Origin of the sequence: Pseudomonas lalucatii (genome assembly GCF_018398425.1) — a bacterium.
Taxonomy (GTDB): domain Bacteria; phylum Pseudomonadota; class Gammaproteobacteria; order Pseudomonadales; family Pseudomonadaceae; genus Aquipseudomonas; species Aquipseudomonas lalucatii.
On record NZ_JADPMV010000001.1, the window covers coordinates 596,131 to 610,679 of the forward strand.

The 14,549-nt window shown below is 67.4% G+C and carries 11 protein-coding genes; 6 read left to right on the forward strand and 5 right to left on the reverse strand.

Annotation, left to right across the window (positions count from 1 at the left end):
- Positions 1–12: 12 nt before the first annotated feature.
- The 5 genes from I0D00_RS02645 to I0D00_RS02665 all read right to left on the reverse strand — a co-directional run bounded on the left by I0D00_RS02645 (position 13) and on the right by I0D00_RS02665 (position 6,597).
- Complete coding sequence (locus tag I0D00_RS02645) at positions 13–702, reverse strand: ABC transporter permease (protein ID WP_213638211.1); 690 nt, start codon at positions 700–702, stop codon at positions 13–15.
- A 102-nt stretch (positions 703–804) separates the two neighbouring features.
- Positions 805–1,584: an ABC transporter substrate-binding protein gene (locus I0D00_RS02650; RefSeq protein WP_213638212.1), complete on the reverse strand. Its 780-nt coding sequence runs from the start codon at positions 1,582–1,584 to the stop codon at positions 805–807.
- A gap of 529 nt (positions 1,585–2,113) precedes the next feature.
- Complete coding sequence (acs, locus tag I0D00_RS02655) at positions 2,114–4,069, reverse strand: acetate--CoA ligase (RefSeq protein WP_213638213.1); 1,956 nt, start codon at positions 4,067–4,069, stop codon at positions 2,114–2,116.
- Between the two features lie 296 nt (positions 4,070–4,365).
- On the reverse strand, positions 4,366–4,938 hold the full coding sequence (locus I0D00_RS02660; protein ID WP_213638214.1) for a hypothetical protein: 573 nt from the start codon (positions 4,936–4,938) through the stop codon (positions 4,366–4,368).
- A 105-nt stretch (positions 4,939–5,043) separates the two neighbouring features.
- Positions 5,044–6,597, reverse strand: coding sequence for a sigma-54-dependent transcriptional regulator (locus I0D00_RS02665; protein WP_213638215.1), 1,554 nt, complete (start codon positions 6,595–6,597; stop codon positions 5,044–5,046).
- A gap of 254 nt (positions 6,598–6,851) precedes the next feature.
- Between I0D00_RS02665 and phhA the strand changes: the two genes are divergently transcribed.
- The 6 genes from phhA to ggpS all read left to right on the forward strand — a co-directional run bounded on the left by phhA (position 6,852) and on the right by ggpS (position 14,506).
- Positions 6,852–7,637 carry a phenylalanine 4-monooxygenase gene (phhA, locus tag I0D00_RS02670; RefSeq protein WP_213638216.1) on the forward strand — a complete coding sequence of 262 codons (786 nt, stop codon included), beginning with the start codon at positions 6,852–6,854 and terminating at the stop codon, positions 7,635–7,637.
- Positions 7,638–7,730: 93 nt separating this feature from the next.
- A complete protein-coding gene (locus I0D00_RS02675; protein WP_213638217.1) occupies positions 7,731–8,084 on the forward strand; it encodes a 4a-hydroxytetrahydrobiopterin dehydratase in 354 nt (117 codons plus the stop codon).
- Positions 8,081–9,277 carry an amino acid aminotransferase gene (locus tag I0D00_RS02680; RefSeq protein ID WP_213638218.1) on the forward strand — a complete coding sequence of 399 codons (1,197 nt, stop codon included), beginning with the start codon at positions 8,081–8,083 and terminating at the stop codon, positions 9,275–9,277. The genes I0D00_RS02675 and I0D00_RS02680 overlap by 4 nt, the downstream gene beginning before the upstream one ends.
- A gap of 87 nt (positions 9,278–9,364) precedes the next feature.
- Positions 9,365–10,720 (forward strand): DUF2254 domain-containing protein, encoded by a 1,356-nt coding sequence (locus tag I0D00_RS02685; RefSeq protein ID WP_213638219.1) that lies wholly within the window; start codon positions 9,365–9,367, stop codon positions 10,718–10,720.
- A gap of 147 nt (positions 10,721–10,867) precedes the next feature.
- Positions 10,868–12,133, forward strand: a complete 1,266-nt coding sequence (locus I0D00_RS02690; RefSeq protein WP_213638220.1) for an MFS transporter — start codon at positions 10,868–10,870, stop codon at positions 12,131–12,133.
- A gap of 111 nt (positions 12,134–12,244) precedes the next feature.
- Entirely contained in the window at positions 12,245–14,506 is a 2,262-nt protein-coding gene (gene ggpS, locus I0D00_RS02695) for a glucosylglycerol-phosphate synthase (RefSeq protein WP_213638221.1), read from the forward strand.
- Positions 14,507–14,549: the final 43 nt, after the last annotated feature.

Sequence of the window (14,549 nt, forward strand, 5' to 3'; positions counted from 1 at the left end):
TCGCTCCCATGCTCACAGGTCGACGGCTTTGGTGCCGACCGAGTAGCGTTTTTCCAGGTAACGCAGGGCCAGCAGGGACACACTGGTCAGCACCAGGTACAGGGCCGCGACCGCCAGGTAGAAGGTGAAGGGCTCGCGCGTGGCATCGGCCGCGCTCTTGGCCTTGAACATCATGTCCTGCAGGCCGACCACGGAGATCAGCGCGGTGGCCTTGGTCAGCACCAGCCAGTTGTTGGTGAAGCCCGGTATGGCGAAGCGGATCATCTGTGGCACCAGGATGCGGAAGAACACCTTGATCGCGCTCATACCGTAGGCCGCGCCCGCCTCCGCCTGGCCCTTGGGGATGGCCATGAAGGCGCCGCGGAAGGTCTCGGACAGGTAGGCGCCGAAGATGAAGCCCATGGTGAACACCCCGGCGATGAAGGGGTTGATGTCGATGTATTCGTCATAACCGAGCATCGGCGCCACCCGGTTCACCAGGTCCTGGCCGCCGTAGAAGATCAGCAGGATCAGTACCAGGTCGGGAATGCCGCGAATCACCGTGGCATAGGTCTCGCCCAGCAGCGCCAGCCATTTGATCGGCGACAGGCGGAAGGCCGCCCCGAGCAGGCCCAGGAAGATGGCGACCGCCACGGATGAAAGGGCCAGCAGCAGGGTGAGCCAGGCGCCTTCGAGAATGGTCGAGCCGTAGCCGTTCAGCATGCTCCAGTTACCTCATGCAGGCGCGCACGGCGCCGGAAGCACAACGAAAAAGTGGCGCGAAACCGCGTTGAGTCAGTGTGCGCCACTTTCGGTGGGAAGCGATTACTCGCCGTAGACGTCGAAGCCGAAATACTTGTCCTGCACTTCCTGGTACTTGCCGTTGGCGCGGATCGCCGCGATGGCCGCGGTGATCTTGTCCGCCAGGGCCTTGTCGCCCTTGCGCACGGCGATGCCGGCACCCTCGCCGAAGTACTTCTGCTCGGTGAAGTCAGGCCCCACCAGGGCGAAGCCCTTGCCGGCGTCGGTCTTGAGGAAGCCGTCGTCGATGTTCACCGCATCGGCCAGGGTGGCGTCCAGGCGGCCGGCGGTCATGTCCAGGAAGATCTCGTTCTGCGAGCTGTAGCGCACCACTTCGATGCCGGCCGGGGCGAAATGGTCGCTGGCATAGCGGTCGTAGATCGAGGCGCGCTGCACGCCGACCTTCTTGCCCTTGAGGTCGACCAGCGGGTCATTGATCTGGGTGCCGGCCTTCATCGCCAGCTTGGCCGGGGTGTGGTAGTACTTCCTGGAGAAGTCCACCGACTTGAGGCGGTCTTCGGTGATGGTCATGGAGGACAGCACGGCGTCGAACTTGCGCACCTTCAGCGCCGGGATCAGGCCATCGAACTCCTGCTCGATCCACTTGCACTCGACCTTCATCTCTTCGCACAGGGCCTGGCCGATGTCGTAGTCGAAGCCGGTGATATTGCCTTCCGGGGTCTTGTAGGCGAACGGCGGGTAGGCCGCCTCGATACCGATGCGCAGCGGCTTGGCCTCTTCGGCCATGGCCAGCGGGGACAGCATGGAGAGCGCCAGTGCGCCGAGAAGTGCAATCTTCTTCATCTTGTGACTCCTTCGAATGGGAATGGCTTCGCTGGGCGCTGCCGAGGGTGCATACATGCGGCCAGCCATGCATGAATTGCGGGGAACGTCGCCGTCCTTGCCGCGTATCGCACGAACGACAAGGAGCCCGGCTGGGTGACGGGCATTCTAACGAGAGCCCAAAAGGCGAAATTTCCTCAATGCGACAAGTATTTACAAAAGGCCAGAAAGGCGCGCGAGGGCGCATTGACAGTCTCCGGCAAACATGCAGAGACGGACAGGAGAGGCAACCAGTAACTACAGCAATTAGCGCGCCATATATCTAATAATCCAGGCAGCATGCGCCCTGCAGCCCGCCGTCCGCCCCGACCCAGAGGCTCAGGCGCCGGCGCCACGGGAAGAAACGTTTCCTTAGGCCCCAGCCGACGAGCAGGGCGTTACCGCGCCGAAACCTCGTGCGCCATCCACCCGTGCGTGAAGAAACCTCCCGTAAAGCACGACGCCCCGCCGCGACCAGGGGCCGGGGCGGGGCGCTGCGGGCGGAGGGCGGTCAGGCGGCCTGCATGCCGCGATGGGTATCGATGAGGTGTTGCACCACGCCAGGATCGGCCAGCGTGGAGATATCGCCGAGCGCATCGTACTCGGCGACGGCGATCTTGCGCAGGATGCGGCGCATGATCTTGCCCGAACGGGTCTTCGGCAGGCCCGGCGCCCACTGGATCACGTCCGGGGTGGCGATCGGACCGATCTCCTTGCGCACCCAGCTCTTCAGCTCCAGGCGCAGTTGCTCGGAAGGCTCCTCGCCGCTGTTCAGGGTGACGTAGACGTAGATGCCCTGCCCCTTGATGTCGTGCGGCACGCCGACCACCGCCGCCTCGGCGACTTTCGGATGGGCGACCATGGCGCTTTCCACCTCCGCGGTGCCCATGCGATGGCCGGACACGTTGAGCACGTCGTCGACCCGCCCGGTGATCCAGTAGTAGCCGTCCTCGTCGCGGCGGGCGCCGTCACCGGTGAAGTACATGCCCTTGAAGGTCTTGAAGTAGGTCTCGACGAAGCGGTCGTGGTCGCCATACAGGGTGCGCGCCTGGCCCGGCCAGGAGTCGATGATCACCAGGTTGCCCTCGGTGGCCCCCTCCAGCAGGTTGCCCACGTTGTCCACCAGGGCCGGCTGCACGCCGAAGAACGGTCGCGCCGCCGAGCCCGGCTTGAGGCCGTGGGCGCCGGGCAAGGGACTCATCAGGGTGGCGCCGGTCTCGGTCTGCCACCAGGTATCGACGATCGGGCAGCGGCTCTGGCCGAGGGTCTCGTAGTACCACTGCCAGGCCTCCGGGTTGATCGGCTCGCCGACCGAGCCGAGCAGGCGCAGGCTGGAGCCGTCGAAGCCCTCCACCGCCGCCCGGCCCTGCGCCATCATGGCGCGAATGGCGGTCGGCGCGGTGTAGAGGATGTTGACCTGGTGCTTGTCGATGATCCTGGCGACCCGGGTGATGTCCGGGTAGTTCGGCACGCCCTCGAACAGCACGATGGTGGCGCCGTTGGCCAGCGGCCCGTAGACGTTGTAGCTGTGGCCGGTGACCCAGCCGATGTCGGCGGTGCACCAGAACACCTCGCCCGGGCGGTAGTCGAACACCCGCTCGTGGGTCAGCGCGGCATACAGCAGATAACCGCCGGTGGTGTGCTGCACGCCCTTGGGCTTGCCGGTCGATCCCGAGGTGTAGAGGATGAACAGCGGCTCCTCGGCCCCCATCTCCTTGGGCGCGCACTGGCTGCCGGCGACCTGCATCAGGTCCGCATACCAGAGGTCGCGATGGGGGTGCCACTTGATCTGCCCGCCGGTGCGCTTGCAGACGATGACCTTCTGCACGCTGGCGGTTTCCGGATTGCTCAGCGCGTCGTCGACGTTCTCCTTGAGCGGGATGCTCTTGCCGCCGCGCAGGCCCTCGTCGGCGGTGATCACCAGCTTGGACTTGCAGTCGATGATCCGCCCGGCCAGCGCCTCGGGGGAAAAGCCGCCGAACACCACCGAATGAACGGCGCCGATGCGCGCGCAGGCGAGCATCGCCACCACCGCCTCCGGGATCATCGGCATATAGATGGTCACCACGTCGCCGCGGTGCACGTCCTGCCCGCGCAGGGCATTGGCCAGCTTGCACACCTGCTCGTGCAGTTCGCGATAGGTGATGCGCTGGCTCGCGGACGGATCGTCGCCCTCCCAGATGATCGCCACCTGATCGCCCCGCTCCTGCAGATGACGGTCCAGGCAGTTGTAGGCCACGTTGAGGGTGCCGTCGGCGAACCACTTGATATCGACGCGGTGATCGTCGAAGGAGGTCTGCTTGACCTGGGTAAAGGGCTTGATCCAGTCCAGACGCTGGGCCTGTTCACGCCAGAAGCCCTCGGGGTTGATCACCGACTGCTGGTACATGGCTTTGTAGGTGGCTTCATCGGTCAACGACCGGGCCGCTACCTCGGGGCGCACGGGATACAGGGACGCAGCACTCATCAGCAATACCTCAACGTTAGTTGTTGTTCTTCAATGGGGCATTTTGTAGCCAGCGCCCCCGCCGAGGGCCATACGACCATGGTATTACCGCTCTACGACAAGCGTCTCACCGCCCCCGCCAGCCACTCCCGAGGCGCTGACGGCCACCGGGAGCGGGCAAAGAAAAGGCGACCCGCGCGGGGTCGCCCAGTCGATCCTTCCCAACGGAATGGAGAATGCCGGTATCCACACCGCGCAGGAACCGGATGCGCTCAGCCTCGGGCACTGACCGCCGGCCCGGCCATTGCACCAATGGTCTAACAGGACTCGGCCGCCGCCTCCTCGCGGCGCGCCCCCGCGGCGGTGACCACCAGGCACGCCAGCAGACTGGCCAGCAGCCAGAGCGCGGCGAATATGCCCATCACCTGCAGGTAGGTCATGCCCTCGTTCCACGGCCGCGCCACGCCGAGGAACGCGGCGAACAGCCAGGCACTCATGGACAGCGCGCCGAGCAGGCCGAGACGCAGCCGCGCCGAGACGGGCAAGGCGACGAAGGCGCCCTGGTGCAGCAGCGGGAAGCCCAGGCGGTGCAGCAGCAGGCCGTTGATGCTCAGCAGCACGACCACGCTGCCCTTGGCCCAGAGCTTCTGGTTGAGCAGATAGTCGGGCCCGACGCTGAGGTAGCCCTGGGCCACCAGCGCCAGCCCGGTACCCCACAGGGCCAGCAGGGCCAGGCCGACCACCTGCTGCACCTCCGCCAACTGCGCACGCCGCCCCTCGTCCAGCCCCTCCTTGCGCCAGCGCCAGAGCTTGTGGTCGGCCTGCAGCAGGGTGCCGAGGGCGACGCAGGTGGCGAGCAGGTGACTGTAGATGAGAAGCGTCTTGAGCATGGGAGCTACCTTCTTGTTGTCGGGCCAGGCACTCCCTGCGGCGCAAAATCGAAGCCCAATGCTACAGTTTCGCATTTGCACCAACAACCCAAATACGAAAGGTTATTACTCCTTACCGACACCGTGCTGGCGCAGCTTGTTGGCGATGGTGGTGTGCGACACCCCGAGGCGCCTGCCCAGCTGCCGGCTGCTCGGATGCTCGGCATACAGGCGCTCGAGCACCGCCTTCTCGAAGCGGCCGAGGATGGCGTCCAGGCCGCCCTCCAGGGAAAAGTCGCCGAGCGGCTGCGGCGCGCCGTAGTCCGGCAGGCGGATATGCTCGACCTTGACCGTGCCGCCCTCGCACAGCGACACCGCCTGGAACAGCACGTTCTCCAGCTGGCGCACGTTGCCCGGCCAGTGGTAATGGCCGAGCTTGTCCAGCGCCTGGGGCGCCAGCCTGGGCAGCGGGCAGCCGATCTGCCGGCTGGCCTGGTCGAGGAAGTGCTCGACCAGCGGCGCCAGGCCATCGAGGCATTCGCGCAGCGGCGGGATGTGCAGGCTGAGCACGTTGAGCCGGTGGTAGAGGTCCTGGCGGAACTCGCCCCGGGCGCACAGCTCGGACAGGTCGACCTGGGTGGCGCAGACCACCCGCACGTCCAGGTAGACCTCCTCGTCGCTGCCGACCCGGCGGAAGCAGCCGTCCTGCAGGAAGCGCAGCAGCTTGGCCTGCAGCCGCGGGCTCATCTCGCCGACGCCATCGAGAAACAGGGTGCCGCCGGCGGTCAGCTCGAGCAGGCCCAGCTTGCCCTCCGGCCGCGCCCCCTCGAAGGCGCCGGGGCCGTAGCCGAACAGCTCGGTCTCGGCCATGGACTCCGGCAGCCCGGCGCAGTTGAGCGCCATGAACGGCGACTGCCCGCGCGGGCTGGCCAGGTGGCAGGCGCGCGCCAGCAGTTCCTTGCCGGTGCCGGTCTCGCCCTCGATCAGCAGCGGCGCGTCCAGCGGCGCCATGCGTCGCGCCTCGCGCACCACCGCGGCCATCACCCTGGAGCTCTGGAAGATGCTGTCGAAGCCGCGCAGCTCCTGCTTGCGCACATGGTAGATGCGCTCGCCGATGCGGTCGGCGCGGTGCAGGGTGAGCACCGCGCCGGCCAGGGCATCGCTCTCGTCGTGCTCGGTCTGCAGCGGCGCGATGTCGGCGAGGAACACATCGCCCTTGACCTTGACCCGCAGGCCGTTGATCCGCGACTTGTTCGCCCGTACCAGCTCGGGCAGGTCGAAGTCCTCGGCATAGCGCGACAGCGGAATGCCCGGCACCTCGTCCACCCGCACCCCGAGCAACTGTGCGGCGGCGCGATTGGCGGCGACTATGGAGCCGCCCATGTCGATCGACAGCACCGGAAAATCCAGGGCGCCGAGCAACGCGTTGAGCTCCAGGTGGCGGCGCTCACTGGGCATCAGGCCGACGCGCTTGACGCCGAAGACCCCGGGAATCGCCTCGAACTTCGCGCGCAGCGACTGGAACTGCAGATTGATCAGGTTCGGGCAATGCAGGTAGATGGCGTTGCCCTGCTCGCCGCCGACCTCGCCACGGGCCACGTTGATGCCGTAGTCGACCAGCAGGTTGAGGATGTCGCGCAGGATACCGATACGGTTCTGGCAGTGGACTTTGATGCGCATGAGGGGTCCCGGTGGCGGTGATACGGATGACCGAGCCCCTGGAATCGAACGCTCGGCCTTAATTTCCGTCAAGAATATGTGACGGCAAGACCCGCCAGCAAGAAGACGCCTGGCCATTTCGCGGGCAACGTAACCTATTCTTTACGAAAAAGCGCCTGACCGGCGCCCCGCGCTCCCCGGAGCTGGCTGCGCAATCGCACATCCTGGGATATCCATAGTCCAACACAACAACAAGGCCCCCTCAGGAGGCAGCGATGAAATCCACGCAGTACGTGGCCCGCAAACCGGACGAAAGCGGCTTCATCCACTACGACGACGCCGAGCATCGGGTGTGGAACACCCTGATCACCCGGCAGCTCAAGGTGGTCGAGGGGCGCGCCTGCCAGGAGTACCTGGACGGTATCGACCAGCTCGGCCTGCCGCTCGAACGCATCCCCCAGCTCGACGAGATCAACAGGGTGCTGCAGGCCAGCACCGGCTGGCGCGTGGCCCGGGTGCCGGCGCTGATCCCCTTCCAGACCTTCTTCGAGCTGCTGGCCAGCCAGCAGTTCCCGGTGGCCACCTTCATCCGCACCCCGGAGGAGCTGGACTACCTGCAGGAGCCGGACATCTTCCACGAGATCTTCGGCCACTGTCCGCTGCTGACCAACCCCTGGTTCGCCGAGTTCACCCACACCTACGGCAAGCTCGGCCTCAAGGCCAGCAAGGAGGAGCGGGTGTACCTCGCCCGGCTGTACTGGATGACCATCGAGTTCGGTCTGGTCGACACCAGCCAGGGCCGCAAGATCTACGGCGGCGGCATCCTCTCCTCGCCGAAGGAGACCGTCTACTGCCTGTCCGACGAACCCGAGCACCAGCCCTTCGACCCGCTCGAGGCGATGCGCACGCCGTACCGCATCGACATCCTGCAGCCGCTGTACTTTGTCCTGCCGGAGCTCAAGCGCCTGTTCGAACTGGCCCACGAGGACATCATGGCCCTGGTCCAGCAGGCCATGCGCCTGGGCCTGCATGCGCCGAAGTTCCCGCCGAAAGCGGCCTAGGCCGGAAAGCGCCATCCAGCATCGCATTGCCACGGTGGACAAGGCCTGCGGCCGTTGTCCACCCTACGAAAGCACCTATTCAGGAGAATCCCCATGAGCCTTGCCCAAGCCCACTGCGAAGCCTGCCGCGCCGGCGCCCCGCTGGTGTCCGACGAAGAGCTGGCCGAACTGATCAAGCAGATCCCCGACTGGAACATCGAGACCCGCGGCGACCACATGGAGCTGGAGAAGGTCTTCCTGTTCAAGAATTTCCGCCATGCCCTGGCCTTCACCAACGCCGTCGGCGCCATCGCCGAGGAAGAAGGCCATCACCCGGCCCTGCTCACCGAATGGGGCAAGGTCACCGTGACCTGGTGGAGCCACGAGGCCCGCGGCCTGCACCGCAACGACTTCATCATGGCGGCGCGCACCGACGAGGTGGCCAAGAACGCGGAGGGCCGCAAGTGAGGCACTTCGGCGCCATCGCGCGGGTGCCCGGCGACCCCATCCTCGGCCTGATGGAGGCCTTTCGCGCCGACACCAACCCAGCCAAGCTGGACCTGGGCGTCGGGGTGTACAAGGACGCCCGGGGCCTGACGCCCATCCCCCAGGCGGTGAAACTGGCCGAGCGGCGCCTGGTCGAGGGCGAGACCAGCAAGAGTTACATCGGCGGCCACGGCGATCCGCTGTTCGCCGCCCGCCTGGCCGAACTGGTGCTGGGTGCAGACAACCCGGCGTTGGCCGCCCAGCGCGCCGCCGCCAGCCAGACCCCCGGCGGCACCGGCGCCCTGCGCCTGGCGGCCGATTTCATCGGCCACTGCCTGCCCGGCCGCGGCATCTGGCTGAGCGACCCGACCTGGCCGATCCACGAGACCCTGTTCGCCGCGGCCGGCCTGCACGTCGGCCACTACCCCTATGTCCGCGCGGACAATCGCCTGGATGTCGAGGCCATGCTCGAGGCCCTCGCCCGCCTGCCCCAGGGCGACGTGGTGCTGCTGCACGCCTGCTGCCACAACCCCACCGGCTTCGACCTCGGCCAGGACGACTGGCGCCGGGTGCTGGAGGTGGTCAAGGCGCGCGAGCTGCTGCCGCTGATCGACTTCGCCTACCAGGGCTTCGGCGCAGGCCTGGAGGAGGACGCCTGGGCGGTACGGCTGTTCGCCGAGGCGCTGCCGGAGCTGCTGGTAACCAGCTCCTGCTCGAAGAATTTCGGCCTCTATCGCGAGCGCACCGGCGCCCTGCTGGTCTGCGCGGCGGACGCCGACAAGCTCGTGGACGTGCGCAGCCAGCTGGCCGCCATCGCCCGCAACCTGTGGTCGACCCCGCCGTCCCACGGCGCCGCGGTGGTCGCCAGCATCCTCGACGACGGCGAACTCAGGGCGCTGTGGCAGGAGGAGCTGAACGCCATGCGTGCGCGCGTCGCCGGCCTGCGCCTGGGCCTGGTCGAGGCCCTGCGCCCCCACGGCCTGGCCGAGCGCTTCGCCCATATCGCCGTGCAACGGGGGATGTTCTCCTACACCGGCCTGTCGCCACGGCAGGTGCAGCGGCTGCACGAGGAGTACAGCGTGTACATGGTCGGCTCGGGTCGGGCCAACGTCGCCGGCCTGGACGCCGAACGACTGGAGCAGCTGGCCAGCGCCATCGCCCGGGTCTGCACCTGAGGCCCCGTCCTGGCGGCCGGCGCGCGGCCCGCCGGACGCAGGCTCGACTATAGTTCGGGCAACCCCTTCGTCCCGGCGGCCGCTCCCTTGGTGCAACCCTCCAACCTGCTCTTCCGTGCCTATCAGCGCACCGTCCACAGCCTGGCGTTCTACCCGACGCTGATCGCCCTGGGCTTCCTGCTCCTGTGCCTGCTGAACATCGCCATCGAATACCAGCCCTGGCTGCTGGTCCTCAAGGCCAGGCTGGACATCGGCCTGGTGAAGAACGCCGACAACGCCCGGCTGATCCTCGGCACCCTGGTGGCCGGCATCATGTCGCTGATGGTGTTCAGCTTCTCGATGGTCATGGTGGTACTCAACAACGCCGCCGCGGCGCTCTCGCCGCGGGTTATCCCCGGGCTGATCAGCAGCAAGGGCCACCAGAAGACCCTGGGCTTCTACCTGGGCACCATTCTCTATGCGCTGCTGCTGATCACCACCATCGAGCAACAGGGCGACGAACGGGTGCCCAGCCTCGGCGTACTGGTCACCCTGGGGCTGGGAATCGCCTGCCTGGGCCTGTTCGTGCAGTTCATCCGCTCGATCTCCCAGTCGATCCAGGTCGAGTACATCCTCAACAACCTCTACTGCACCACTCTGGACAAGCTCGGCGGCTGTGAGCGCAAGCTGCTCGACTGCCGACAGCCACCCCGCTGGCCGGTGGCGGCCGGCTGGGCGCAAGTCGAGGCACGGCGCAGCGGCTATTTCAAGGAGCTGAACGTCGTCACCCTCAACGCCCTGCTCGAGGAGCACGACCTGCGCATGGCGGTACTGGTCCATCGCGGCTTCTTCGTCATGGCCGGACACCCGCTGTTCAAGCTCGACCGCCCCGTCGACGAGGCGCTGCAGCAGCAGCTGCTCGACTGCTTCGACTTCTTCGTCGAGCAGTACGCCAGCTCCCATTACGTGTTCGGTTGCAAGCATATCTCCGAGATCGCCGTGAAGGCCCTGAGCCCCGGCATCAACGATCCGGGCACGGCGCTCACCGCCATCGACATGCTCTGCGTGCTGTTCAGCAAGCGCATGGCGCTGCCGGACCTGGACGTCATGCCACTGGCGGACCAGGCGCCGCGGCTATTCTTCCTCGAGCTGCCGCTGGACCAGCTGCTGCAGCTGGTCTTCGGTCCGCTGCGCACCTACGGCGGCGCCGACCCCCAGGTCCTGAGCGGCCTGCTGCAGGCCTACAAGAACCTGCTGTACCAGCAACCCAGCGCCCGGCACAAGGCCGATCTGGTCAGGCATGCGCAAAGCGTTCTGGAAACCGCCGACCGGCACATCGCCAACCGGCGCGACCGCGAGGAGCTCAACGCCATGGTGGAGCGCTTCAACCAGGCCGCCGGAGCCACGCCCCCCGCCCTGGCGCCGCTGAAGATGGAGGCGGCGCCAGGGGATAACGCCCCATAACGGTGCAAGGACTCGCCAAAAAAATATCGCCGCCCATTTATCAGCTGAATTATTTCTTTGTTATCAATGAGTTAATAAGCACGCACCAGCACACCTGGCCCGCTTCGTGCTTGCTATCGGGAGAATAGTTCCCTAGGGTAGTTCGCCATGTGGTCCCAGATTGCCCCCATCAGCTCGCTGCTGAGCGGGGTCGCGTTACTCCTGCTCGGCAATGGCCTGCTCAACACCCTCCTGACCTTGCGTGGCGTCGCCGAAGGCTACTCCACCTCGATGCTCGGCCTGATCATGTCCGGGTACTTCGTCGGCTTCCTCCTCGGCACCTGGCTGGCGATTCCGCTGGTGCGCCGGGTTGGCCATATCCGTGCCTTCGCCTTTTGCGCCGCACTGGCCGCGATCGCCGCCCTGCTCCATGTGCTGCTGATCGATCCCTGGATCTGGCTCGCCCTGCGCGTGCTCTACGGCCTGGCCCTGGTCAGCCTGTACACGGTGATCGAGAGCTGGCTCAACGCCCAGGCTCCCGCGGAGAAGCGCGGGCAGGTGTTCGCCCTGTACATGGCGGTCAATCTCGGTGCCCTGGCGGCGGCGCAGCAGCTGCTCAACCTGGCCGATCCCAGCCAGTTCGTCCTGTTCGTCCTGGCGGCGATGCTGATCAGCGCGGCGCTGATGCCCATCACCCTGACCCGCCAGCGCCAGCCCAGCGTGCCGGACAGCCTGCACAGCAACCTGCGCCAGCTGCTCGGCATCGCCCCGTTGGCCATCGTCGCCGCCGGCCTGTCCGGCCTGGCCCTCGGCGCCTTCTGGGGCATGGCCCCGGTGTACGCCAGCCTGAGCGGCTTCGACGCCGGCGGCGTGGGCCTGCTGATGAGCAGCGCGATTCTCGGCGGCGCCCTGCTGCAGTGGCCGATCGGCCGCTACTCCGACCGCCACGACCGGCGCCTGGTGATGCTCTGGGTGGTGCTGCTGGCGGTGCTGGTGGCGCTGGCGATGAGCCTGCTGCCGGCCGGACGCCCGCTGCTCGGGCTGATGTTCCTGTTCGGCGGCCTGGCCTTCGCCATCTATCCGATCGCCGTGGCCCAGCTGATCGACCAGCTGCACAGCGACGAGATTCTCGCCGGCTCCTGCAGCCTGCTGCTGGTCAACGGCATCGGCTCGGTGTGCGGCCCGCTGCTGGCCGGGGTGCTGATGCAACAGCTGGGCGCCCAGGCACTGCCGCTGTACTTCGCCGCGGTGCTGGCCGTGCTGGCCGGCTACACCTGGTATCGCCTGCGCCACGTCAGCGACCTGGTCAGCGGCGCGCAGGCGCACTTCGTGCCGATGCTGCGCACCAGCCCCACGGTGCTCGAGCTGATGCCCGACGCACCGCCGGCCGAAGCCGGCGCCGGCGACGAGGCGCTCGCCCCCGAATCACGGTAGCGGCGGCCAACCCGCTGCTGCCACAACTGCGGCCGCCGCCCTCCAGCGGCAACGCCCACCCTTTAGCACGTCGGCCCAGGTCGGCGCGTCAACTGCACAAGGAGACAGCGCATGCTACTTGCCACCGATCTCGATGGAACCTTTCTCGCCGGCGATCCCGAGGATCGCCTGAGCCTCTACCAGACCATCGCCGCCCACCCGGACATCCGCCTGGCCTACGTCACCGGCCGCAGCCTGGAGGCGGTGCTGCCGTTGCTGTCCGACCCGACGCTGCCGCAGCCGGACTTCATCATCGCCGACGTCGGCGCCAGCCTGGTGCACGGCGACACGCTGCAGCCGATCCAGCCGCTGCAGAGCGCGGTGGACGCCCTGTGGCCCGGCGAAAGCCAGGTCGCCAGCGCCATCGAGGGTTTCGACCTGGAGCGCCAGGACGTGCCCCAGGCGCGCCGCTGCTCCTACTTCTGCACGCCCGAGCAGGCGGCCAACCCGGCGCTGCTGGAGGCGGCCCGGGCCCTGGGCTGCGACCTGCTGTACTCGGCCGAACGCTACCTCGACTTCCTGCCCCAGGGGGTGAACAAGGGCAGCAGCCTCAAGGCCCTGGCCGACTGGCTGGAGCTGGAGGCCGACCAGGTGCTGGCCGCCGGCGACACCCTCAACGACCTGTCCATGCTCAGCGGCCCCTTCAAAGGCGTCTGCGTCGGCCAGTCCGAGACGGGCCTGCTCGACGCCACCGCCAGCCACTCGCGCACCCTGCACGCCCAGCGTCCGGGCTGCGGCGGCATCCTCGAGGCCTTCGCCCACTTCGGCTTCCTCGGCGCCCACGGCATCGCCGCCGAACGCCGCCAGGCCGCCCAGCCCGGCAAGGCCGAGCTGGTGATGGTCTACCACCGCCTGCCCTACGAGGAATACCGCGGCGCCGACGGCAAGCTGCAGCGTCGCCGGCCGACCTCGCCGAACGGCATCATCCCCACCCTGCTGAGCTTCTTCGGCGACGACCGGCCCGGTTCCTGGGTGGCCTGGGCGGTACACGAGGACGACGGCGAGCCCTTCGACAGCCACACCACGGTGGACGCCGAACGCTACCCCAAGCTCACCGCCGCACGGGTCAAACTGAGCAAGGAAGAGGTCGACATCTTCTACAAGCGCTTCTCCAAGGAGGCGTTCTGGCCGACCCTGCACACCTTCTGGGAGCGGGCCACCTTCAACGAGGACGACTGGCAGGTGTTCTGCAAGGTCAACCGCGCCTTCGCCGAGCGCACCGCCCTGGAAGCCGCCGAAGGCGCCATCGTCTGGCTGCACGACTACAACCTGTGGATGGTCCCGGCCTACCTGCGCGAGCTGCGCCCGGACCTGCGCATCGCCTTCTTCCATCACACCTACTTCCCCTCGGCGGACGTGTTCAACGTGCTGCCCTGGCGCCGGCAGATCGTCGGCAGCCTGCTGCAGTGCGACTACGTGGGCTTCCACATCCCGCGCCAGGTGGAGAACTTCGTCGACGTGGCCCGCGGGGTGTTCCCGCTCAAGACCCTGGAGCGACAGAACTGCGCGCCGCGCTTCCTCACCTACGGCTGCGCCGTGGGCCTGGAGCGCATGACCACCGCGCTGGACACCGGCACCCGGGTGGTCAAGCTCGGCGCCCATCCGGTGGGCCTGGACATCGCCCGGGTGCGCAGCGCCCTGGAGGCGCCGAAGATCCGCGAGATGATGACGCGCCTGCGCGAGGAACTGTCCGGGGTCAAGCTGATCCTCTCGGTCGAGCGCCTCGACTACACCAAGGGCATCCTGGAGAAGCTCAACGCCTACGAGCGCCTGCTGGCGGACAACCCGGAGCTGCTCGGCAAGGTCACCCTGGTCACCGTCTGCGTACCGGCGGCCAAGGAGATGACCATCTACGACGAGCTGCAGACGCAGATCGAACAGGCGGTCGGACGGATCAACGGACGCTTCGCGCGCATCGGCTGGACCCCGTTGCAGTTCTTCTTCCGCAGCCTGCCGTTCGAGGAGGTCAGCGCCTGGTACGCCATGGCCGACGTCATGTGGATCACCCCGCTGCGCGACGGCCTCAACCTGGTGGCCAAGGAGTTCGTCGCGGCCCAGGGCCTGCTCGGCGGCAGCGGCGTGCTGGTGCTCTCCGAGTTCGCCGGCGCCGCCGCCGAACTCAAGGGCGCCCTGCTGACCAACCCGCACGATCCGGCGGACCTGGCGCAGACCTGCTACCTGGCGCTGAACCTGCCCAAGGCCGAGGCCCAGGCGCGCCTGCGCCAGCTGTACGACATCGTCAGCTACAACGACATCCGCCGCTGGGGCGACGAGTTCCTCGCCGGGGTGGCGCTGGAGGACAAGTCGCAGCAACCCCTGGTGCTGGCCTCCTGACGCCCCGCCGCCCGCGCTCGTCCCGCCCAGGGGCCAGTGCGGG

Bases quoted from the DNA above. Each gene is read 5' to 3' on its own strand.
- I0D00_RS02645 (WP_213638211.1), bottom strand. From the start codon at position 702: ATGCTGAACGGCTACGGCTCGACCATTCTCGAAGGCGCCTGGCTCACC.
- I0D00_RS02650 (WP_213638212.1), bottom strand. From the start codon at position 1,584: ATGAAGAAGATTGCACTTCTCGGCGCACTGGCGCTCTCCATGCTGTCC.
- acs (WP_213638213.1), bottom strand. From the start codon at position 4,069: ATGAGTGCTGCGTCCCTGTATCCCGTGCGCCCCGAGGTAGCGGCCCGG.
- I0D00_RS02660 (WP_213638214.1), bottom strand. From the start codon at position 4,938: ATGCTCAAGACGCTTCTCATCTACAGTCACCTGCTCGCCACCTGCGTC.
- I0D00_RS02665 (WP_213638215.1), bottom strand. From the start codon at position 6,597: ATGCGCATCAAAGTCCACTGCCAGAACCGTATCGGTATCCTGCGCGAC.
- phhA (WP_213638216.1), top strand. From the start codon at position 6,852: ATGAAATCCACGCAGTACGTGGCCCGCAAACCGGACGAAAGCGGCTTC.
- I0D00_RS02675 (WP_213638217.1), top strand. From the start codon at position 7,731: ATGAGCCTTGCCCAAGCCCACTGCGAAGCCTGCCGCGCCGGCGCCCCG.
- I0D00_RS02690 (WP_213638220.1), top strand. From the start codon at position 10,868: ATGTGGTCCCAGATTGCCCCCATCAGCTCGCTGCTGAGCGGGGTCGCG.
- ggpS (WP_213638221.1), top strand. From the start codon at position 12,245: ATGCTACTTGCCACCGATCTCGATGGAACCTTTCTCGCCGGCGATCCC.